The organism is Paractinoplanes bogorensis, assembly GCF_018829635.1.
GTDB lineage: Bacteria > Actinomycetota > Actinomycetes > Mycobacteriales > Micromonosporaceae > Actinoplanes > Actinoplanes bogorensis.
The window spans coordinates 419,863-439,723 of record NZ_JAHKKG010000007.1 but is presented as its reverse complement, the minus strand read 5'-3'; the positions used below and the strand labels follow the sequence as shown (position 1 = coordinate 439,723).

Genomic DNA, 19,861 nt, shown 5'->3' with positions numbered 1-19,861 from the left:
GTCAGGCCTCCTTGGGGTCGGTCTGGGCGCGGCGCAGGACGCGGCCGAGACCACTGACCCGCGGCGACAGGAACGCCTTGGTGCTCGCGAACATCGTCATGATCGGGTGACGGAAGAGGAACACCACGAGGAGGTCCAGAACCGTCGAGAGACCCAGGGCGAAGGCGAAGCCCTGAACCGCACCGACCGAGACGATGTAGAGCACGACCGCGGCGAGAATGGTGATCGCGTTCGCCGAGATGATCGTACGCCGCGCACGGGCCCAGGCTCGGGGCACCGCGCTTCGCGGACTTCGACCCTCGTGGATCTCGTCTTTCAGTCGTTCGAAGTAGATGACGAACGAGTCGGCCGCGACACCTAGGGACACGATGAAACCGGCGATACCGGCCAGGGTCAGCGTGAAGCCCATCGTGCGGCCCAGGAAGACCAGCGCGCCGAAGGTCAGCAGACCGGACAGGATGAGGCTCATGAAGATCACGGAGCCGAGCAGGCGGTAGTAGAAGAACGCGTAGATCGCGACCAGGCCCATGCCGATCGCGGCGGCCAGCAGACCGGCCTGCAGCTGCTGGATGCCCAGGGTGGCCGAGACGGTCTGGGCCGGGCCCGAGTTGAACGTGACCGGGATGGCGCCGAAGTTGAGCTGGTCGGCCAGCTGCTTCGCCGAGGTCGCGTTGAACTGGCCGGTGATCTGCGAGGTGCCGGTGAGCACGCCCTGGATCTGCGGGGCCGAGATGACCGACTTGTCGAGCACGACGGCGACGGCGCAGTGCTCGACGCTGCCGTAGAGCGACTGCGCGGCGACGTAGCAGGGGTCGCTCGAGGTGGCCTCGAACGCCTGCCGGGTCAGGGCCGCCCACTTGGTCGAACCCGCACCGGTGAAGTCGAGCGAGACGACCCACTGGCCGGTCTGCTGGTCGAGCTGCGGGCTCGCCTTGGAGATGTCGTCACCGACGACCTTCGCCTTGTCGAGCAGCACCTTGGCGCTCTGGTAGCAGACCGCGGCGTCGGTGTTCACGTCGTCGATCGCGCCGTTGGGCCGGTCGTCGAGCTGCTTGCAGCTGATCGTCGGCACGTTGAACTGCATCTGCGCCGTCAGCGCGGCGACCTCGGTGCCGGACAGCTTGGCGAAGTTGGCGAACTGCTTGCCGGCCTCGGGGTTGCTGGTCAGGTCGACCGGGGCGGTGAGCTTCTCGGCGGCGGCCCACTGGGCGGCACCGACCTTCTTCTGCACCTCCTCGCGCGTGGCCAGCTCCGCGGCCGAGGCCGGAGCCTCAGCGCTCGCGCTCGGGGTCGGGGTCGGGGTGGGCGTCGGGGCCTTCATGACCTCGCCACCACCCTGACCGCCGGCGGACGGGGTGGCGTTGACCGCCGGGGCACTTCCCGTGGGCGCCGGGGCGCTCGCACCGGCCGACGGCGCGGCGCTGCCGGACGGCGCCGCGGACGGCGGGTTCAGCGCGGTCGCCGAGACGTCACCGGTGGTGCCGATCAGCAGGCGGAACCGCATCTGCGCGGCCTGTGACAGGTCCTTGAGCTGGTCGTCGGCCTTGCCCGCGAGCGAGACCACGATGTTGCGGTCACCCTGGACGACAACCTCGGCCTCGGAGACGCCGAGCGCGTTGACCCGGTTCTCGATGATGTTGCGGGCCTGCTCCATGCTTTCCTTGGACGGCACCTGGCCGCCCTGCACGGAGGCGATGTAAGTGGCCTGCGTGCCACCCACCAGGTCGAGCCCGAGCTTGGGGTGCAGCCGGTCGGTGAAGCTGCCGCTCGCGCCGCCGGCGAAGAAAACAAGCAGGTACAGGACGACGAAGATTCCGCCGAGCACGGCTAGCTGCCGTCCGGGATGCATCTGTCCCTGTGGTGGTCGTGCCACGGCTTCGGTCTCCCTGTGTCTTACGGTGGTGGTCTGAAAATTCGGCTTTTATCGGGCGCGGTTGCGCACACCCGACGAACCGGCCCGGCGGCTGAATAACGCCGCGGGCCGGCCTCGGGGAACTTGCGTCAGTCCTTTTTACGCGTATCGGTCACCGGGTTGACAATCGGCTCCTCCACCGCGGGCTCGACCAGCTCTTCTTCTTCGAGCGGAGCCTCGGCGGCGGGCGTCTGGGTGAGGACACGCGCGATGGCCGGGCGGGCGAACCGCACGTGCACACCGTCGGCGATCTCGAGCGTGACGACGTCGTCGTCGACCGACACGACGGTGCCGTGCAGGCCGCCGATGGTCTGGATCTGGTCGCCGGGTCCGAGCGCGTTCTGCATCGCCTGGGCCTCCCGGCGACGCTTCTGCTGCGGCCGGATCATCAGGAAATACATCACGGCGAAGAGCAGAACGATGAGGAGCAGCGGCGTGAAGCTGCCACCGCCGGATGCCTCGGCTGCCTGAATCACTTATAGAGCCTTCCGTTGGCCACCGGCGGCGCCGAACACGCGCACCGGGGCGATAAGCACATCCCGGGTTGAACGGCGGCGAGTCTAATCGGTCAACCTGGGAAGTCCGAATGCGGCACACATCACGTTCACATTACGAGGGGATTTCACGCGTCTCGTGCGAACAAGTCCCCCTGAACCGTGCCCGAGGGTGGCGTCTTTCCCAGGTGCGCCCAGCCCGCCTCGGTGGCGACACGTCCCCTCGGCGTCCGGGCGAGCAATCCCGCCCGTACGAGAAAAGGCTCGCAGACCTCCTCGACGGTGTCCGACTGTTCGCCGACCGCCACCGCCAAGGTGGACAAACCGACCGGCCCGCCCTTGAACGACTCGATCAGCGCGCGCAACACGGCCCGGTCGAGCCGGTCGAGACCCAGAGCGTCCACGTCGTACACCTTGAGCGCCTCGCGGGCCGTCTCCTCGGTGACCACGCCGTCGGCCCGCACCTCGGCGAAGTCGCGCACCCGCCGGAGCAGGCGGTTCGCGATGCGCGGAGTGCCCCGGGAGCGGCCCGCGATCTCGGCCGCACCACCCGCGGTGATCGGTACGCCGAGGATGCGCGCCGAACGGTGCAGCAGCGAGTCGAGATCGGCCGGCGAGTAGAAGTCGAGATGGGCCACGAACCCGAACCGGTCACGCATCGGCCCGGACAGCAGACCGGCCCGCGTCGTCGCCCCGACCAGCGTGAACGGCTCGACGTCGATCGGGATCGCGGTCGCGCCCGGTCCCTTGCCGACGATCACGTCGACCCGGAAGTCCTCCATCGCGCTGTAGAGCAGTTCCTCGGCCGGCTTGGCGATGCGGTGAATCTCGTCGATGAACAGCACGTCACCCGGAGCCAGGCTGGTCAGGATCGCCGCCAGGTCACCGGATCGTTCGATGACCGGCCCACTGGTGGTCCGGATCCCCGTCCCCAGTTCCGCCGCCGTGATGTTGGCCAACGTCGTGTTGTGCACGACCAGGTCGTTCACGGTGAAAGTGTGGTCGTCGGCGACCGTGAGGCATCGGCATTCCGTCAGACCCGCCGGCTCGACGGAGGCGATCCGGTCCGGCGCGAGCTGCTCGTCGAATCTGTCACGGCGTGGCGCCCACTCGCGCAGCCGGACACCACGCTCACCGATCGGAGTTACCCGCTCGGCGAACCGGGCCGCGTCATCTTGGCTGGTGATGGACAACCGCCACGACTCGTGAGGTCGCCCTTGATAACGGCCACGCTTCAGCTTCAACCGCGATTGGATACCGAGCCGGAGCAGCAGATGCTGGGTGTCTTCGAGCAGACCCCGGGAAACGCTGTAGAACTCGATCACCACGTCGTAGCGGTCGCGCCCCCGCCGGCTGACCGATCCGTCACATGCGAAGTAAGCCGCCAGGAACGCTCCGACCTGCCATTCGTCGCCCCGGAAGACGAACCCGGGAACCCGCTTGAGCCAGGCGGTCTTGTCGATCAGCCCGGTCTCGGTCAGCCACGGCTTCAACCCTGAGATACGTACCAGTTCGCTGCGAGCCGAGTTGGGACGAGTCTTGTGTGCATAGCCGAGCCGGTCGCAGACCGCGCGGAAATCGTCCAGCACGGCCACGTCGCCGCCGGTGAAGGTGACCTGGTTGCTCGTGCATCCGTCACCGATCATGTAACCGGCCAAGCGGAACTCGTCCGTATCCTCGGTCGCGTCGAAGGCGACAGCCGGCGACAAGACGTTGGCCAGGACGTCCTGTGGAGTCAGATCGCCTGCTTTGACCCAGCCCTCAGTGGTCCAGAACGGGTGGTCCGGGGCAGCCACGACTTCCCGCCCGGATGTGGTCCGGATCCGGACGGAGTCGAGTTCGCCCTGTTCGTGGACCGCCTGCACCTCAGCCGGTTCACCAGTCCGGGTGATCACCCGGTCTCCCACGACGACGTCCCCGAGCCGTCGCCGTGATCCGTCACCCATCAGCACAAGAGCATCGATCGACACCGGCTTCCCGAGACCGGGCGGCCCCGACAGCAGGATGTGGTCGGGTGGCGCGCCGCGGCCCATAGCGCCCTTGAGCAGCAGCTCGAGCTGATCCCGGACGCGGTGCTGCGCGATGAAGTCGGCCAGGCGCCGAGGGCGGACACTCGCCTCGGCGTCGAGCTCGTCGTCGCCCGCGTCGGCCGAGACCAGATCGTCGGTCATCGGGCCTTGCCCAGCAGCCGGATGGCCTGACGCAGCAGCACCGGAACGGGCGGCACCTCGCCGTCGATGCCCTCGGCCACGGCGGCCACCGCCTGGTCGGCCTGGGCCGCCGACCAGCCCAGCGCAAGCACACCCTGGCGCACCTGGTCCTGCCAGACGCCGTGCAGCATGCCGGCCGGCGCACCGTCGGCGATCGGCATCGGGCCGATGCGGTCGCGGAGCTCGAGCACCATCCGCTCGGCGCCCTTCTTACCGATGCCGGGCACCCGGGTCAGCGTGGCCAGGTCACCCCCGGCGATCGCCCGGCGCACCGTCTCGGGCTGGTGCACGGCCAGCACCGCCTGGGCCAGTCGCGGGCCGACGCCGCTCGCGGTCTGCAGCAGCTCGAAGAGGTGTTTCTCCTCGTCGTCGGCGAAGCCGTAGAGGGTCAGCGAGTCTTCCCGCACCACCATGCTGGTGGCCAGCCGGGCCTCGGCCCCCGCCTTGAGGTTGGCGAGCGTGCCGGGCGCGCACTGCACCTGCAGGCCGACACCGCCGACCTCGATGACGGCGCCGTCCGGCATGATCGCGGCAACCACCCCGCGCACACTGGCGATCATCGGCGGACTCCCCCTCTACGCGCGGCGGCTATGGCCGCAGCCTGAATCCTGGCGCGCGTGCCGCCACGCCAGATGTGGCAGATGGCGATGGCGAGCGCGTCGGCGGCGTCAGCCGGCTTGGGCGGCGCGTCGAGCGACAGCAGCCGGGTGACCATTGCCGTGACCTGCGCCTTGCCCGCCGTGCCGGAGCCGGTGACGGCCGCCTTGACCTCGCTCGGCGTGTACGTCTGCACGGGCAGCCCGGCGCGTGCCCCGGCCAGCACGGCGACCGCGCTGGCCTGGGCCGTGCCCATCACCGTGCGTACGTTGTGCTGGGAAAACACCCGCTCGACGGCCACGCTCTCGGGTTTGTGCTCGGCCACCAGATCGGCCAGCGACGTGTCGAGATGCAGCAGCCGGAGCGCGATGTCCTCGTCGGGCTGGCTGTGCACGATGTAGTAGGCGATCAGCTTGCACGGCCGGCCCGGCACACCCTCGACGACACCGACCCCGCACCGGGTGAGCCCCGGGTCGATGCCGAGCACGCGCACCACGGACCTCCCCTGCCTCACGTACGTGTGTTCGACACCCTAATACGCGGCCCTCTTGCGCTCGGCAGCGACACGCCTCGACCATGGGACGGGGGTGTGACTCATGTATCTGGTGCCACCCATGGCTGACGAACCGCCGTCGGAGTACGTCGCGTTCGTGTCCATGCATCTCGATGCCCTGCGCCGTGAGACGAATCGCCTGGTCGGCGGCAACACGGAGGCCGCCCACATCTACATGGACGTGCTGGCCGACATCGCCGGTCACTGGCGGCGGCTGACGTGGCGCCGGCGCCTGCTCGGCCACCCACACGCCGTGCGCGATTACATGCAACACCGTTTGGCCGTACGCACGAAGCAGTGGCGCGACGAGCAGATCTACGAGGTCGACGTGCGGGTGCTGCCGCCACCGGTCTACGCGGCCGCGCTCTACCGCCGGGGCGGCAGCATGGCCCTGCAGAAGGCGTCCCTGATCCCCGGCACGGTGCGCGTCGGCGTGCTCGCCTCGGCCGACGCGGGCATCGCGTGGTGTCAGGCCTATCGCCGCACCCAGTGGCGCGCCATAGGCCGCCGCATAGTGTTCGGACTGCTCCTCATCGCCACGATCATCCAGTCGATGTCGTGGCTCTCCGTCGACTACTAGAAATCGACTCAGCCATCGACAAAGGACATTGGCTCGATCAGCGCCGGTCGCTTCCGGTATCGGGGTATTCGGCGCGCAGCTCGGACAGCAGCACATTCCGCTCGCGGCCGTAGATCGGCTCACCCCCGGCGAGCAGCAGCCGGTGCACGAACACGAAAGCGTCGTCGTCGGCCCGTTCGGGGGTCATGTCGACGATCCAGTACTCCGGGATGCCGTGCGACGCGTACCAGGCCGCCTTGTCGGTGTATTCGCCGTTGGCCGCCCCCTCCGAGACGATCTCGACGACCAGGCTGAACGACGACGCGGCGAGGTTGGAGTAGCTCGCCGTACCCGAGGGCAGGCGGGTCACCACCCCCAGGTCGGGCACCCGGTTGTCGCGGGGGCGGTCACCGCGTACGCCGGGATCCTGAAAGACGTTGAGGCCGGCCGCGTGCAGCATGAGCAGCACCCGGCGGGCCATCACCTTGTGCCAGAAGCTGGTCGGCGGCGTGATCACGAGGTTGCCCTCGCGCAGCTCGTAGCGGTACGGCTTGGGCAGCGAGGCGAGGTCCTCGATGTCGAGATCCTCGATGGGCGGAAGCGAGAGGCCGGCCACGACGGTCACACCCCCATCAGGCAAAGCAAACGGGGCCGATCACCGATCGGCCCCGTCACCATACTGTGGGTCAGGCGTCGATGGCCGCCATGACCTCGTCGCTGATCTCCGCGTTCGGGTAGACCTCTTGCACGTCGTCGCAGTCGTCCAGCGCGTCGACCAGCTTCATGAGCTTGCGCGCGGCCTCCTCGTCGAGCGGGACCGACATCGTCGGCAGCAGCGGGCGCTCGGCCGAGTCGTACTCGATGCCCGCCTCTTGCAGGGCGGTGCGCACCGCGACCAGGTCGGTCGGCTCGCAGACCACCTCGAACGAGTCGCCGAGGTCGTTGATCTCTTCGGCCCCGGCGTCGAGAACGGCCAGCATCAGGTCGTCCTCGCTCAGGCCGGCCTTGGGCACCACGATGACGCCCTTGCGGTTGAACAGGTAGGACACGCTGCCGGCGTCGGCGAACGTGCCGCCGTTGCGGGTCAGCGCCGTGCGTACCTCGGTCGCCGCGCGGTTGCGGTTGTCGGTCAGGCACTCGATCAGCAGCGCGACACCGTTGGGCCCGTAGCCCTCGTACATGATCGTCTGCCAGTCGGCGCCGCCGCCCTCGAGGCCGGAGCCGCGCTTGACCGCGTTGTCGATGTTGTTGTTGGGCACCGAGCTCTTCTTCGCCTTCTGGATGGCGTCGTAGAGCGTGGGGTTACCCGCCGGGTCCCCGCCGCCGGTGCGGGCCGCGACCTCGATGTTCTTGATGAGCTTGGCGAACATCTTGCCGCGCTTGGCGTCGATGACGGCCTTCTTGTGCTTGGTCGTCGCCCACTTGGAGTGGCCGGACATGCGAAACCTCCGTCTGTACTAAGCGTCTGCGGCCTGGCGGACCATCTCGACGAAGTACCGGTGGACACGAAGGTCGCCGGTGAGCTCCGGGTGGAAAGCCGTGGCGAGCAGGTTCCCCTGCCGAACGGCGACAATCCTACCGGCGACCGGCCCGTCCTTGACGCGGCCCAACACGCGCACGTCGTCGCCGACCTCTTCGACCCATGGCGCCCGGATGAAGACGGCGTGAAAATCCCCGCCCTCGATGCCGTCGATCGCCACGTCACCCTCGAACGAATCGACCTGCCGCCCGAACGCGTTCCGCCGCACCACCATGTCGATCCCGTGGAACGACTCCTGGTCGGCCCGCCCGTCGAGCACCTTCGTAGCCAGCATGATCATGCCCGCACACGACCCGTAGACCGGCATGCCGTCGGCGATCCTCTTCCGGATCGGGTCGAGCAGCCCGAACGACACCGCGAGCTTGCTGATCGCGGTCGACTCGCCCCCCGGCAGCACCAGCGCGTCGACGTCGGCCAGTTCTTCGGGACGGCGGATCGGCCGCGCCAGGACGTCGCTCTCGGCCAGCGCCGCCAGGTGTTCCCGCACGTCACCCTGCAGGGCCAGAACTCCGATATTCACGTTTTCAGCTTAGGCTGAGATCGTGTTCGCCTTGCGCCGGGTGCGCGACCACATCGACCGGCACAGCGCCGCGCCGCTCACCCTGAGCGCCCTGGCCACACTGGGTGGCATGTCCCGGTTTCATCTCGTACGGGCGTTCCGCGCGGCGTACGGCGAGACGCCCATGCGCTACCTGTCCCGCCGTCGCATAGCCAAGGCACAAGACCTTCTCCGGTACGCGAACCTGACCGTCACCGAGGTCTGCATGGCCGTCGGGTACTCGTCGCTGGGATCGTTCTCGTCCCGCTTCACCGCCCTGGTCGGCGAGAGCCCCGTTGCCTACCAGCGCCGCTGGGCCGCAAGTTCGCCGCACATCCCCGGGTGCTGGCTGTTCATGCACGGAGTGATCGCAATTCCGGAGAAGCCCGCACCCGGTCCGCAGGCCTAGCGTCGGGGACATGATTCTCAACGTCTCGCTGATGACCGTGTACTGCCTCGACCAGGACGCCACCCGTGACTTCTACGTCCAGCACCTCGGTTTCGAGCCCCGGGTCGACGCGACCATGGGTGAGTTGCGCTGGGTGACGGTCGCCCACCCCAACCAGCCCGAGCTCGAGCTGACCCTGATGGTCCCCGGGCCGCCCCTGTCGCCGGAGTCGGCCGCGTTCATCCGGGGTCAGCTCGAGGCGGGCCAGATGGGCGGCTTCGGCCTACGCGTAGACGACTGCAGAAAGACCTACGCGGAGCTGAGCGCAAAAGGAGTCGAGTTCCTGCAAGAGCCGGCAGAGCGCCCGTACGGCGTAGAGGCCGTCATGCGCGACAACACCGGCAACTGGCTGGTCCTGGTAGAGCGAAACAACACACAAGACTTCTAGCTGGTGGTGTCGAGGGTGATCTCCCCGCGGCGGCTGAACAGCCTCATCAGGAGGTGGGCAGGTACGCAACCGGGGTTTGGTTGCGTACCTGCCCACCTCCTGATCCCCTGGGCAGTCGTCGCGGGGAGATCACCCTCGCTTTTGACCTTCTCAGCGCCTGTGCCAGTGATCTGGTCGTCCCCTTGGATCTCTTTGCGCGGTCGGGGTTCGGGGCGGAGCCCTGAGGTCTTCGCTCTTCCCCGGTGTGTGTCGTGAAGTCCTCCTTCCCAGGCGTGTGTCGTGAAGTCCTCCTTCGAATCGAGGCGCCCGGTTCTCCCACACAAGCAAAACCTCAGGGCTCCGCCCCGAACCCCGCCAACCGCTGGAGATCAACGGGGACAGGACCAGTTCACTGGGAATGGGGCGAGACGAGGAAGGTCAAGAGCAGGGGGGTGATCTCCTGGCAACGACTGCCCAGGGGATCAGGAGGTGGGGAGGGTACGCAACCAAACCCCGGTTGCGTACCCTCCCCACCTCCTGATGAGGCTGTTCAGCCGCCGCCAGGAGATCACCCCCCAGAGCCAGCACTCTGTTGTGGCGTGATTGTGCCGCCGGTGCTCTTGTGAAGGCTGTTGCTCGGGGCAGGCCACCTGGGGGTCGATTGGCCATCGGCCGGACGGGTCGTCGTGCCTACGATTCGGTGACCGTATTTCCGGCGTGAGGAGCCTTGTCACCATGTCCGATAACCAGTCTGCCGTCGGGACCGCCCGGGTCAAGCGCGGGATGGCGGAGATGCTCAAGGGCGGCGTGATCATGGATGTGGTCAACGCCGAGCAAGCCAAGATCGCTGAGGATGCGGGGGCCGTGGCGGTCATGGCGCTCGAGCGCGTTCCGGCTGACATCCGCGCTCAGGGTGGCGTGTCGCGGATGTCGGATCCGGACATGATCGACGGGATCATCGCCGCGGTTTCCATTCCGGTGATGGCCAAGGCCCGCATCGGCCACTTCGTCGAGGCGCAGGTGCTGCAGGCGCTCGGCGTCGACTACGTGGACGAGTCGGAAGTGCTGACGCCGGCCGACTACGCCAACCACATCGACAAGTGGAATTTCTCCGTTCCTTTTGTGTGTGGGGCGACCAACCTGGGTGAGGCGCTGCGCCGGATCACCGAGGGCGCCGCGATGATCCGGTCGAAGGGTGAGGCCGGCACCGGCGACGTGTCGAACGCGACCACCCACATGCGCAAGATCCGGCAGGAGATCCGGCGGCTGCAGACGCTGCCCGAGGACGAGCTGTTCGTCGCGGCCAAGGAGCTGCAGGCGCCGTACGAGCTGGTCCGCGAGGTGGCCGAACTGGGCAAGCTGCCGGTCGTGCTGTTCACCGCGGGCGGCATCGCGACCCCGGCCGACGCCGCGATGATGATGCAGCTGGGCGCCGAAGGCGTGTTCGTCGGGTCGGGCATCTTCAAGTCGGGCAACCCGGCTCAGCGGGCGGCCGCGATCGTCAAGGCGACCACCTTCCACGACGACCCGGACGTGCTGGCCAAGGTGTCGCGCGGGCTGGGCGAGGCCATGGTCGGCATCAACGTCGAGGACGAGCCGGTGCCGCACCGGCTCTCCGAGCGGGGCTGGTAGCCGCTACACCGTCTCGAGCGGGGCCGCCGGGACGACGGGGGCGGGGATCGCCACCGGCATCGGCGGCTCCTCGATGTCGAAATACTGCGGGCGCGGGTAACGCCGTGCCATCCGCAATGCCCGCACCAGCGGCCGGCGGCGCGCGGTCAGGGCGTCGCGGACCAGGTCGGTGTGCACCTGGCGGGCCAGCACGACCCGGCGGCTGGAGGCGACGAGCGTCCGGGTGGCCGGGTCGGCGCCGGTCATCGCGATTGCCTGCAACTGGTGGGTCAGGTCGTTTTCGGCCGACTCGCGTTCGTCGGCGCCGGCGTCGAGGGCGAGCCGCGCCGCCGCGTACAGCTCGACGATGTCGGCCTGCTCGGCCACCACCGCCGCGGCCGCGGCCCGGCGCATCAGGTGAGCATCGAGGGCCCGCTCGGCCGACTGGGCCCGGATGTGCACGCGCTCGACCCGATGAGCCGTCCAGCCCAGGTATGCCGCGAGCAGCACCACGGCCGCGACGGCACCCAGGACCCACCACATGGCGGGAATGGTAGTGCCCCGCGACCCCGGATGGTCATTCGCTGGAGCGTGGTTCGGCCCACTCGTCGTCCATCACACGTCCGTCGGTCGCCTCTATCGCCGTTGCGTATACCTCGAGAACACGCTGAGCTACCGAGGCCCAGTCGAAGGCCATGACCGCGGCACTCGCGGCGGCGGCCAGCTCAGTGCGCCGGTCTACCGAAGACAACAGGCCGTCCAGCACAGCGCGGAGCGAGAAGGCGTCGCCGGTCGGGAACAGCGCCCCGGCCCGGCCTCCGTCCAGCACCCGGCGGAAAGCGTCGAGATCACTGGCTGCGATCGCCGTCCCGGCCGCCATCGCCTCGGTCAGGATCATGCCGAAGCTCTCGCCACCCGTGTTCGGCGCGACGTAGACGTCCACCGAGCGCAACATGCGAGCTTTGTCGGCTTCAGAGACCAGACCGAGAAATGTCACCCGAGAATGCAGATGCGCGGGTATCTCGGCGAAGAGTGCCGAGGAATCCCCGGGGCCGGCCACGAGAAGACGCAGGCCCGGCCGTGCGGCGGCAAGATCGACAAAGGCCGCCCGCAGGATGTCGAACCCCTTACGCGGCTCGGTGAACCGCCCGAGAAACCCGAGCGTGCCACCGTCACCGGGCCATCCGTCGAGCGGCGAGGCCGAGGCGAACTTGGCCACCGCGACCCCGTTCGGGATCTCGACCGCTCCCCCGCCCAGGTGCTCGACCTGCACCTTGCGGGCGAGCTCGCTGACCGCGATCCGCGCCGTGATCTTCTCGACGACCAGCTGGAGCATGCCCTGGGCGGCCGAGAGGGCCCGCGACCGGGTCATCGCCGTGTGGAAGGTCGCCACCACCGGGCCGCGGGCCGAGAGCACGGCGAGCAGCGAGAGGCTGAGCGTCATCGGCTCGTGCACGTGCAGCACGTCGAACTGGCCGGCCTTGAGCCAGCGCCGCACCCGGGCGGTCGACACCGGGCCGAACGCGATGCGGGCGACCGAGCCGTTGTAGGGCAGCGGTACGGCGCGACCGGCCGAAACCACGTACGGCGGGAGCTCGGCATCCTCGTCGGCCGGGGCCAGCACGCTGACCTCGTGGCCCAGGCCGATCAGCGCCTCGGAGAGATCCATGATGTGGTTCTGCACGCCGCCGGGCACGTCGAACGAATAGGGCGACACGATCCCGATGCGCATGCGGGCAAACTCCCTACAGCCACAGTTTCTGCAGCATGTGCCAGTCCTGCGGGTGTTCCGCGATGCCGGCGGCGTACGCGTCGGCGAGCATCTGGGTGGTGGCCTTGACCCGCACGTCGAGCGCACCCTCGGTGGGCGGGACGATGCGGCGCAGCCGGCAACTGGTGCCGGTCGGGGTGAACCAGAGGTCGGCCGCGTACAGCGGAGCGCCGGTCTGGATGGCCAGGATCGCGGGACCGCCCGGCATCCGCGTACGCCCGCCGAAGAACTGGACCTCGACCCCGCCCCGGGACAGGTCACGGTCGCCGAGCAGGCACACCGCGTAACCCTGGTGGAGGCGCTCGGCCAGCACGTCGAGCGGGGCTCGCCGCCCGCCGGTGAGCGGGATGACCTCCATGCCGAGCTTCTCGCGGTAGGCCACGAACTGCTGGAACACGGCCTCGGGCTTGAGCCGCTCGGCCACCGTGACCATCGGCCAGTCGTGCGAGACCACCCAGGCCGCCGCCGCGTCCCAGTTGGCCAGGTGCGGCAGCGCGAGCACGACACCATTGCCGTCGGCCATCGCCGTCTTGAGGTGGTCGTAGCTCTCGGACTCCATGCTGAAGCCGTCGAGGAACTGCTCCCGGCTCTGGGACGGCAGCCGGAACGCCTCGAGCCAGTAGCGCGCGTAGGAGCGCAGACCGTCACGGACCAGCGTGTCGGGCATGTCGGGCCGGACCTGCTGCAGATTGCGCCGCAGCCGCTGCGTGCCGGGACCATTTTTCCCGTACGCCCGATCGGCGCCGGCCTGGAACACACGGCGCGCGACCGACAGCGGCAACATCCGCGTCACCCGCCACCCGGCCGCGTAGCCGAGCTCGGTCAGCCGGTCCTTCACGCGTCGTTCACATCAGCCGTCGGACCGGCCGAGGCCGGAACGGGCTCGGTGCGGTACGCGTGGATCAGCCGCTGGAACGCGGTGATGATCGACAGCGCGGCCAGCACCCACAGCGCGGCGGGCAGACCCCAGTCGAGCCCGAAGCCGCTGAGCAGACCGCCGAAACCCACGATGAGCAGCCGCTCCAGACGCTCGGCGATGCCGACGTCGGCGTTCAGCCCCAGGCTCTGGGCGCGCGCCTTGACATACGAGACGACCTGACCGAAGGCCAGGCTGAGCAGGGCCGCGACCATTCCCCCGTACGGGTTGCCCTCGGTGTGCAGGTAGTAGACGACCGCACCGAACACCGCGGCGTCGGCGATCCGGTCCATCGACGAGTCGAGCAGGGCGCCGTATTTGCTGGAGCCGCCACGCATCCGGGCCATCGTGCCGTCGAGCACGTCGGTCAGCGCGCAGGCGGTGACGAAGAAGGTGGCGAGGACCAGGTGGCCCATCGCGCCGAAGTAGGAGCCGATCAGGACGCCGACGGTGCCGGCGATGGTGACCGCATTGGGAGTGACGCCGATCCGCAGCAGAAAACGGGCGGTCGGGTTGACGCCGTAGGCTACGACGGCGCGCGCGGGAACTTGGACGATCTTTGCCATGGCGGGTCCCACCTTATCGGCGGTGAGCGGCCCGGCGCTCCCCGGCGGTCCGTCCCGGCCTTATCGTCTTTTGGGCGACTACAAAGGGTTGCCCTCCGGACACCGCCGGGTGTGGGATCTGAGAACAGCGGCGTAACAGTCACGAAACGAGACAGGAGCGCGCGTCATGGCCCAGAAGGCAACCGAGAAGGGGCTCAACGGCGCGACGGCGCCGGTGGTGACCGAGCCCGGCAGAGTACGCAACGTGGTGCTGGTGGGACACTCCGGCGCGGGTAAGACCACCCTGGTCGAGGCCCTGCTGGCGGCCACCGGGACGATCTCCCGGGCCGGTTCGGTGACCGACGGCACCACGGTGTCGGACCACGATCCGGCCGCGATCCGCCAGCAGCGCTCGGTCGCGCTGGCCTGCGCGCCCCTGGTTCATCAGGACGTCAAGATCAATCTGCTGGACACCCCCGGCTACGCCGACTTCGTCGGGGAGCTGCGCGCCGGCCTGCGGGCCGCGGACGCCGCGCTCTTCGTCGTCTCGGCCGTCGACGGCGTCGACGACGCCACCGTCGCGCTCTGGGAGGAGTGCGCCGCGGTCGGCATGCCCCGAGCCGTCACGATCACCCGGCTCGACCACCCGCGGGCCGACTACGAGGAGACGCTGGCCACCATCCAGGAGGCGTTCGGTGAGAACGTCATGCCGATCTACCAGCCCATGCTGGGCGACGACGGCACCTCCGTGATGGGCCTGATCGGCCTGGTCACGCTGCGGGTGCTGGACTACTCCGAGGGCTATCCGCCGCGCGTCGGCGAGGCCGAGCCCGAGCACCTGAACCCGATCGCCGACGACCGGAACGCGCTCATCGAGGGGATCATCGCCGAGAGCGAGGACGAATCGCTGATGGACCGCTACCTCGGTGGCGAACTGATCAGCACCGCGACGCTGCTGCCCGACCTCGAGAAGGCGGTCGCCCGGGGCAACTTCTATCCGGTCATCCCGGTCTGCGCGGGCACCGGCGTCGGGCTCGACGCGCTGCTCGACGGGCTGGTCAGCGGTGCGCCGTCGCCGCTCGAGCACGACCTGCCGGTGGTCACCGGGGTGGACGGCTCGGCCCGTCCGCCGCTGACCTGCGATCCCGACGGCCCGCTGGTGGCCGAGGTGGTCAAGACCACGATCGACCGGCATGTGGGGCGGGTTTCCCTCGTACGGGTGTTCTCCGGCACCCTGCGCCCCGAGCAGACGCTGCACGTGTCGGGTCACGGGCTGGCCGACCGCGGTCACCCCGACCACGACGCCGACGAGCGGGTCGCCCACGTCTACACCCCGCTCGGCGCCCAGCTGCGCGAGGTCGCCCAGTGCATCGCGGGCGACATCTGTGCGATCACCAAGTCCGGCAGTGCCGAGACCGGTGACACGCTGAGCGGCAAGGACGTGCCGCTGCTGATGGAGCCGTGGGCGATGCCCGAGCCGCTGCTGCCGATCGCCGTGGTCGCCAAGACCCGCTCGGACGAGGACGCCCTGGCCAAGAACCTGGCCCGCCTGGTCGCCGGCGACCCCACGCTGCGGCTGGAGCGCAACCCGGACACCCACCAGCTGGTGCTGTGGACGATGGGCGAGTCGCACGCCGACGTGGTGCTCGACCGGCTGCGCTCGGGTGGCGTCGAGCTCGACACCGAGCCGGTCAAGGTGGCGCTGCTGGAGACGTTCGGCTGCGACGCCCAGGGGCACGGGCGGCACGTCAAGCAGTCCGGCGGCCACGGGCAGTACGCGGTCTGCGACATCCGGGTCGAGCCGCTGCCGCGCGGGTCGGGTTTCGAGTTCGTCGACAAGGTGGTGGGCGGCGCGGTGCCGCACAACTACATCCCCTCGGTCGAGAAGGGCGTGCGGGCCCAGCTCGAGCGCGGGCTGGTGGCCGGTTACAAGGTGGTCGACCTGCGGGTCACCCTCTATGACGGCAAGGCGCACAGCGTCGACTCGTCCGACGCCGCGTTCCAGACCGCCGGCTCGCTGGCCTTGCGCGAGGCGGCCGCCGCCGGGCAGGTCACACTGCTCGAGCCGATCGACGAGATCGTGGTGCGGGTCCCCGAGGCCTACGTGGGCGCGGTGATGAGCGACCTGTCCGGGCGTCGCGGCCGCCCGCAGGGCAGCGAGAGCGACGACGACGGGCTGCACAGCCTGGTGCGGGCCGAGGTGCCGGCCACCGAGCTGGTCCGCTACGCCGTCGAGCTGCGCGCCCTCTCGTCGGGCGCGGGCACCTTCACCCGCACGTACGCCCGCCACGAACCGATGCCACCCCACCTGGCCGACACGGTGAAGAAGGAGACCGCTACACACTGATCGCGTTGGCCGCCTCGCGCAGCGGCGCCAAGACCTTGTCGATCACCTGCTCCTTGCGCGGGTGGAACTTCAGGGTGCGCATGCCGTAGTTGCGGAACGCGATCGCGAGGCGGCCGCCCGGCACCATGTCCTTGACCATCCGACGACCGAAGGCCAGGTTCTTTTCGACGTACGGGCGCATCCTCACCTCGTACGCGGAAAGGGCTTGATCCTGGCTCTTCGAAGCCAGCTCGTCGGCCAGCACATGCGCTCCGACCAGCGCCAGACTGGTGCCCTGCCCGGACGAGGGGGCCGGACAGTGCGCGGCGTCGCCCAGCAGCACGACCCGGCCGGACGACCAGCGCGGCACCTCGACCTGGCTGAGCGAGTCGACATAGAGGTCGTCGGCCGCTTCCAGGGCCGACAGGAACTCCGCCGTACGCCATCCGCCGCCCGCGAAACCGTCGACGATCGCACGCGGGTCGCGCCCTGACCCCGGACCGGCGAGGACCAGACCGACTCGCATCGGCTCCGACGGGCCCATCGCGTACGCGAAAATCAGTCGCCCCGGCTCCGAGTACATGACCTCCTCGTGGTCGATGCCGAGGGTGTTGGCGGTCGAGAAGATCGCGATCGAGGCGCCCAGGTGAACCAAGGGCACCTCGCCGAACACCAGGCGGCGGGTCGCCGAGTGCAGCCCGTCGGCCGCCACGACCAGGTCGAACCGCGCGGACCGGCCACTGGCGAAGGTGACGTCGACGCCCTCCGGACCGTCGGCCAGCGCCGCGATCGAGTCGCCGAAGACGAACCCGGCCCCGGAGGCGGACGCGGCGTCGTGCAGAACCCGGCTCAGGTCGCCCCGCATCACCTCGATGTCGTCGCCGCGCCGGCCCATCAGCAGGTCGGCCGGGAGCGCGGCGAACGGCTTGCCGTGCCGGTTGACGTAGGTGATCTGCCGCATGCCGACGTCGGCCGCCCGGGCCTGCTCGTAGACGCCCATGCGCTGCAGCACGGTGGTGGCCGCACCGCGCACGTCCACCTTGTAGCCCGCCTCGCGCGGCGCGGGCGCCCGCTCGACGACGGTGACGGAGTGGCCCTGACGGGCGAGGAGGTGGGCGAGCGCGGGGCCGCCGAGGCCGGCGCCGGAAACCAGGATGTCTGCCATGCCGCTACTATACAAACGTCTTATACGTTTGTATAGAACTTAGGATCGGCGTTCATGGGGCACCGCGAAGATCTGCTGGACGGCGCGAAGCGCGCGTTGTACGAGAAGGGCTACGCCCGCACGACGGCGCGCGACATCGTCGCTCTGTCCGGGACGAATCTCGGCTCGATCGGCTACCACTACGGCTCGACCGAGGCGCTGATGACCGCGGCCATGGTGGGCGCGATGGAGGACTGGGGCGACGAGATAGGCCGCGCGCTGAGCGGCGAACCCGAGGAGTTCTGGTCGCGGGTGATCCACTCGATCACCACCCATCGCGAGCTGTGGCTGGCCAGCGTCGAGGTGATGATCCAGGCCGAGCACAACCCCGACCTACGGGCGCAGCTGGCCGGCGGTCTGCGGCAGGGCCGGCGGGGCATGGCGTCGCTGGCCACGGGCATCGCCGAGGACGAGCTCGACGAGGCCACCGTGCGCACGGTCGGCTCGGCCCAGATGGCCCTGCTGTCCGGCGTGGTGACCCAGTGGCTCACCGACCCCGGGAGCGCCCCCAGCGCCGAGGAGATCGCGTCCGGCGTACGGCGGCTAGGCGGCGGGCCACGCGTCGATCAGTAACCGGCGGGTGTCGTCGAGCAGCTGGGGCAGCACCTTGGTCCGGCTGACCACCGACATGAAGTTCGCGTCGCCGCCCCACCGCGGCACGATGTGCTGGTGCAGGTGGGCGGCGATGCCCGCACCGGCCACGGCACCCTGGTTCATCCCCAGGTTGAAACCGTGCGGACGGCTCACCGAGCGGATCACCCGCATCGCCGTACGGGTGAAGGAAGCCACCTCGGCCGTCTCGTCGTCGGTGAGATCGGTGTAGTCGGCGACATGCCGGTAGGGGCAGACCATCAGGTGGCCCGGGTTGTACGGGTAGAGGTTGAGCACGGCGAACACCAGCGTGCCGCGCGCGACGACGAGCCTGTCGGCGGCGGGCGCCTGGCAGAACGGGCAGCCGTCGGGCTTCTCGTAACCGCCCTCGGGCCGTTCCTCGCCGGTGACGTAGGTCAGCCGGTGCGGCGTCCACAACCGCTCCAGCCCGTCGGGTTCCCCGGTCTCGACGTCGTCGCTCACACCGGCACCCTACTTGCGCCGGCGCTACGACAGGACGGGCACCGCCTCGGGCGCGCCGTGCAGGTGGAAACCGCCGCCACCTCGGCGCTTGGCCTCGTACATCGCCGTGTCGGCCATCCGCAGCAGCTCGTCCGGGCCCTCGACGTCGCTGTGGGACAGCGCGACGCCGATGCTGGCCGGCGTGTGCAGCCGCTTGGCGCCGACCGGGATGGCCTCGTCGAGCGACTCCACGATCCGCTCGGCCACCACGATCGCGTCCCGGGCCGAGGCCAGGTCCTCGGTGATCACCACGAACTCGTCACCGCCGAGCCGGCCCACGGTGTCCTCGGCGCGGACGCACTCGTGCAGCCGCTCGGCCACCGTCTGCAGCAGCCGGTCCCCCACGTTGTGGCCGTGCACGTCGTTGACCTGCTTGAAGCCGTTCAGGTCGAGCAGCAGGGCGCCGACCGGTCGGCCCGAACGCCGGGCCCGGGCCAGGGCGCCGGTGAGCCGCTCGCGCAGCAACGTCCGGTTGCCGAGGCCGGTCAGCGGGTCACGCAGGGCCCGCTCGGTCAGCTCGGCTGTCAGTGCGGCACTGGCCAGGGCGAGCGCCACCTGGGTGCGCAGCGCCTGCAGGGCCTGGAACACCTCGGCCGGCAGCTCGGTCGCGGCGCTCACCGAGAGCACACCGAGGAACCGGTCGCCGTTGGTCAGCGGCATCAGCGTGTAGGGGCGGCTGTTCACCTTCACGATGTGGGTGAAGCCCGCCGCGGAGGGGTCGGCGACCACGACCACGTCGCCGGCCAGCAGCCGGGTGACCACCTCGTCCGGGATCGAGCCGGGCGGCATGGAGCGGCCCAGCACGGCCCCGGCGTTGTCCCCGACGGCCTCGACGACGGTGAAACCCTCGGGACCGTGCTCGAGGACGGACGTACGGGAGCCGGGGAGGTCGGCCAGCAGGGTGCCGGCCGCACGGACGGCGAGACGGTGCACCTCGGCCACGTCGGAGGTGTGGATCAGCGCCGTGCCCACCTCGCTGAGCACCTGCTCGCGGGCCACCGAGCGGCGCAGCGCGCGCAGGTCGGCGTCCCGGCCGGCCAGCATGCGCACGACGATGACCATCACGGCCACGATCACCGCCGCCTGGACGAATCCGATCCAGGTCTGATGCATCACGGACCAGCTCGCGGCGACGGCGAGGCCGGCAACGACGAAGA

Annotated in this window: 20 protein-coding genes and 3 pseudogenes; 6 read left to right on the top strand and 17 right to left on the bottom strand. The window is 69.6% G+C overall.

Translation table 11 applies throughout. The features are described from left to right. Position 1 precedes the first annotated feature (1 nt). From secD to ruvC, 7 genes and pseudogenes are all read right to left on the bottom strand, one after another. Positions 2 to 1,849 (bottom strand): protein translocase subunit SecD, encoded by a 1,848-nt coding sequence (gene secD / locus KOI35_RS24515; protein WP_215790863.1) that lies wholly within the window; start codon positions 1,847 to 1,849, stop codon positions 2 to 4. 152 nt (positions 1,850 to 2,001) lie between these two features. Next, complete coding sequence (gene yajC, locus KOI35_RS24510; RefSeq protein ID WP_215790405.1) at positions 2,002 to 2,388, bottom strand: preprotein translocase subunit YajC; 387 nt, start codon at positions 2,386 to 2,388, stop codon at positions 2,002 to 2,004. A gap of 146 nt (positions 2,389 to 2,534) precedes the next feature. Beyond that, positions 2,535 to 3,410: pseudogene (gene ruvB, locus KOI35_RS49345) on the bottom strand (Holliday junction branch migration DNA helicase RuvB); the annotation flags it as partial. Between the two features lie 153 nt (positions 3,411 to 3,563). After that, positions 3,564 to 4,352 (bottom strand): annotated as a pseudogene (locus KOI35_RS49340) (LAGLIDADG family homing endonuclease); the annotation flags it as partial. Positions 4,353 to 4,369: 17 nt separating this feature from the next. Further along, positions 4,370 to 4,577: pseudogene (locus KOI35_RS24500) on the bottom strand (Holliday junction branch migration DNA helicase RuvB); the annotation flags it as partial. Then, the gene (gene ruvA / locus KOI35_RS24495) at positions 4,574 to 5,176 is read right to left on the bottom strand and encodes a Holliday junction branch migration protein RuvA (RefSeq protein ID WP_215790403.1); all 603 of its coding nucleotides are present in this window, start codon (positions 5,174 to 5,176) and stop codon (positions 4,574 to 4,576) included. The pseudogene KOI35_RS24500 and the gene ruvA, both read right to left, overlap by 4 nt. Beyond that, complete coding sequence (gene ruvC, locus KOI35_RS24490; protein ID WP_215790859.1) at positions 5,173 to 5,706, bottom strand: crossover junction endodeoxyribonuclease RuvC; 534 nt, start codon at positions 5,704 to 5,706, stop codon at positions 5,173 to 5,175. Before ruvC ends, ruvA begins: the two co-directional genes overlap by 4 nt. A 121-nt stretch (positions 5,707 to 5,827) precedes the next feature. Between ruvC and KOI35_RS24485 the strand changes: the two genes are divergently transcribed. Further along, entirely contained in the window at positions 5,828 to 6,346 is a 519-nt protein-coding gene (locus KOI35_RS24485; protein WP_215790401.1) for a hypothetical protein, read from the top strand. Positions 6,347 to 6,383: 37 nt separating this feature from the next. Here the strand turns inward: KOI35_RS24485 and KOI35_RS24480 are convergent, their stop codons facing one another. From KOI35_RS24480 to pdxT, 3 genes are all read right to left on the bottom strand, one after another. Further along, positions 6,384 to 6,950, bottom strand: a complete 567-nt coding sequence (locus KOI35_RS24480) for a Uma2 family endonuclease (RefSeq protein ID WP_215790399.1) — start codon at positions 6,948 to 6,950, stop codon at positions 6,384 to 6,386. Positions 6,951 to 7,011: 61 nt separating this feature from the next. After that, complete coding sequence (locus KOI35_RS24475; RefSeq protein ID WP_215790397.1) at positions 7,012 to 7,764, bottom strand: YebC/PmpR family DNA-binding transcriptional regulator; 753 nt, start codon at positions 7,762 to 7,764, stop codon at positions 7,012 to 7,014. Positions 7,765 to 7,782: 18 nt separating this feature from the next. Next, complete coding sequence (pdxT, locus tag KOI35_RS24470; RefSeq protein ID WP_215790395.1) at positions 7,783 to 8,385, bottom strand: pyridoxal 5'-phosphate synthase glutaminase subunit PdxT; 603 nt, start codon at positions 8,383 to 8,385, stop codon at positions 7,783 to 7,785. 22 nt (positions 8,386 to 8,407) lie between these two features. Here pdxT and KOI35_RS24465 point away from each other — a divergent pair, with 22 nt between their 5' ends. From KOI35_RS24465 to pdxS, 3 genes are all read left to right on the top strand, one after another. Then, entirely contained in the window at positions 8,408 to 8,812 is a 405-nt protein-coding gene (locus tag KOI35_RS24465; protein ID WP_215790393.1) for a helix-turn-helix domain-containing protein, read from the top strand. Between the two features lie 10 nt (positions 8,813 to 8,822). After that, positions 8,823 to 9,239, top strand: coding sequence for a VOC family protein (locus tag KOI35_RS24460; protein WP_215790391.1), 417 nt, complete (start codon positions 8,823 to 8,825; stop codon positions 9,237 to 9,239). 714 nt (positions 9,240 to 9,953) lie between these two features. Beyond that, on the top strand, positions 9,954 to 10,850 hold the full coding sequence (pdxS, locus tag KOI35_RS24455; protein ID WP_215790389.1) for a pyridoxal 5'-phosphate synthase lyase subunit PdxS: 897 nt from the start codon (positions 9,954 to 9,956) through the stop codon (positions 10,848 to 10,850). Between the two features lie 3 nt (positions 10,851 to 10,853). Here the strand turns inward: pdxS and KOI35_RS24450 are convergent, their stop codons facing one another. Genes KOI35_RS24450 through pgsA form a run of 4 tightly spaced genes read right to left on the bottom strand, consistent with a single transcriptional unit; the run spans position 10,854 to position 14,082 of the window. After that, the gene (locus KOI35_RS24450) at positions 10,854 to 11,381 is read right to left on the bottom strand and encodes a hypothetical protein (protein WP_215790857.1); all 528 of its coding nucleotides are present in this window, start codon (positions 11,379 to 11,381) and stop codon (positions 10,854 to 10,856) included. A gap of 25 nt (positions 11,382 to 11,406) precedes the next feature. After that, complete coding sequence (locus KOI35_RS24445; protein ID WP_215790388.1) at positions 11,407 to 12,561, bottom strand: glycosyltransferase family 4 protein; 1,155 nt, start codon at positions 12,559 to 12,561, stop codon at positions 11,407 to 11,409. Between the two features lie 13 nt (positions 12,562 to 12,574). Continuing rightward, positions 12,575 to 13,438: a phosphatidylinositol mannoside acyltransferase gene (locus tag KOI35_RS24440; protein ID WP_215790386.1), complete on the bottom strand. Its 864-nt coding sequence runs from the start codon at positions 13,436 to 13,438 to the stop codon at positions 12,575 to 12,577. Further along, on the bottom strand, positions 13,435 to 14,082 hold the full coding sequence (gene pgsA, locus KOI35_RS24435) for a phosphatidylinositol phosphate synthase (RefSeq protein WP_215790384.1): 648 nt from the start codon (positions 14,080 to 14,082) through the stop codon (positions 13,435 to 13,437). The genes KOI35_RS24440 and pgsA overlap by 4 nt, the downstream gene beginning before the upstream one ends. A gap of 166 nt (positions 14,083 to 14,248) precedes the next feature. Here pgsA and KOI35_RS24430 point away from each other — a divergent pair, with 166 nt between their 5' ends. Beyond that, positions 14,249 to 16,408 carry an elongation factor G-like protein EF-G2 gene (locus KOI35_RS24430; protein WP_215790382.1) on the top strand — a complete coding sequence of 720 codons (2,160 nt, stop codon included), beginning with the start codon at positions 14,249 to 14,251 and terminating at the stop codon, positions 16,406 to 16,408. Here the strand turns inward: KOI35_RS24430 and KOI35_RS24425 are convergent. After that, positions 16,398 to 17,552 carry an FAD-dependent monooxygenase gene (locus KOI35_RS24425; protein WP_215790380.1) on the bottom strand — a complete coding sequence of 385 codons (1,155 nt, stop codon included), beginning with the start codon at positions 17,550 to 17,552 and terminating at the stop codon, positions 16,398 to 16,400. The two genes, KOI35_RS24430 and KOI35_RS24425, sit on opposite strands and share 11 nt — an antisense overlap. A 54-nt stretch (positions 17,553 to 17,606) precedes the next feature. Between KOI35_RS24425 and KOI35_RS24420 the strand changes: the two genes are divergently transcribed. Then, positions 17,607 to 18,164 carry a TetR/AcrR family transcriptional regulator gene (locus tag KOI35_RS24420; RefSeq protein ID WP_215790378.1) on the top strand — a complete coding sequence of 186 codons (558 nt, stop codon included), beginning with the start codon at positions 17,607 to 17,609 and terminating at the stop codon, positions 18,162 to 18,164. Here KOI35_RS24420 and KOI35_RS24415 read toward each other — a convergent pair. Further along, positions 18,135 to 18,665 (bottom strand): HIT family protein, encoded by a 531-nt coding sequence (locus KOI35_RS24415; RefSeq protein WP_215790376.1) that lies wholly within the window; start codon positions 18,663 to 18,665, stop codon positions 18,135 to 18,137. The two genes, KOI35_RS24420 and KOI35_RS24415, sit on opposite strands and share 30 nt — an antisense overlap. Positions 18,666 to 18,689: 24 nt before the next feature. Next, complete coding sequence (locus KOI35_RS24410; RefSeq protein ID WP_215790374.1) at positions 18,690 to 19,817, bottom strand: GGDEF domain-containing protein; 1,128 nt, start codon at positions 19,815 to 19,817, stop codon at positions 18,690 to 18,692. Between the last annotated feature and the right edge of the window lie 44 nt (positions 19,818 to 19,861).

What these genes read in the sequence shown, in the direction of transcription:
- KOI35_RS24420 (WP_215790378.1), top strand. Translation starts at nt 17,607, where the DNA reads ATGGGGCACCGCGAAGATCTGCTGGACGGCGCGAAGCGCGCGTTGTAC.
- KOI35_RS24430 (WP_215790382.1), top strand. Translation starts at nt 14,249, where the DNA reads ATGGCCCAGAAGGCAACCGAGAAGGGGCTCAACGGCGCGACGGCGCCG.
- KOI35_RS24485 (WP_215790401.1), top strand. Translation starts at nt 5,828, where the DNA reads ATGGCTGACGAACCGCCGTCGGAGTACGTCGCGTTCGTGTCCATGCAT.
- secD (WP_215790863.1), bottom strand. Translation starts at nt 1,849, where the DNA reads ATGCATCCCGGACGGCAGCTAGCCGTGCTCGGCGGAATCTTCGTCGTC.
- ruvA (WP_215790403.1), bottom strand. Translation starts at nt 5,176, where the DNA reads ATGATCGCCAGTGTGCGCGGGGTGGTTGCCGCGATCATGCCGGACGGC.
- pdxS (WP_215790389.1), top strand. Translation starts at nt 9,954, where the DNA reads ATGTCCGATAACCAGTCTGCCGTCGGGACCGCCCGGGTCAAGCGCGGG.
- KOI35_RS24425 (WP_215790380.1), bottom strand. Translation starts at nt 17,552, where the DNA reads ATGGCAGACATCCTGGTTTCCGGCGCCGGCCTCGGCGGCCCCGCGCTC.
- KOI35_RS24445 (WP_215790388.1), bottom strand. Translation starts at nt 12,561, where the DNA reads ATGCGCATCGGGATCGTGTCGCCCTATTCGTTCGACGTGCCCGGCGGC.
- KOI35_RS24460 (WP_215790391.1), top strand. Translation starts at nt 8,823, where the DNA reads ATGATTCTCAACGTCTCGCTGATGACCGTGTACTGCCTCGACCAGGAC.
- KOI35_RS24475 (WP_215790397.1), bottom strand. Translation starts at nt 7,764, where the DNA reads ATGTCCGGCCACTCCAAGTGGGCGACGACCAAGCACAAGAAGGCCGTC.
- KOI35_RS24410 (WP_215790374.1), bottom strand. Translation starts at nt 19,817, where the DNA reads ATGCATCAGACCTGGATCGGATTCGTCCAGGCGGCGGTGATCGTGGCC.
- pgsA (WP_215790384.1), bottom strand. Translation starts at nt 14,082, where the DNA reads ATGGCAAAGATCGTCCAAGTTCCCGCGCGCGCCGTCGTAGCCTACGGC.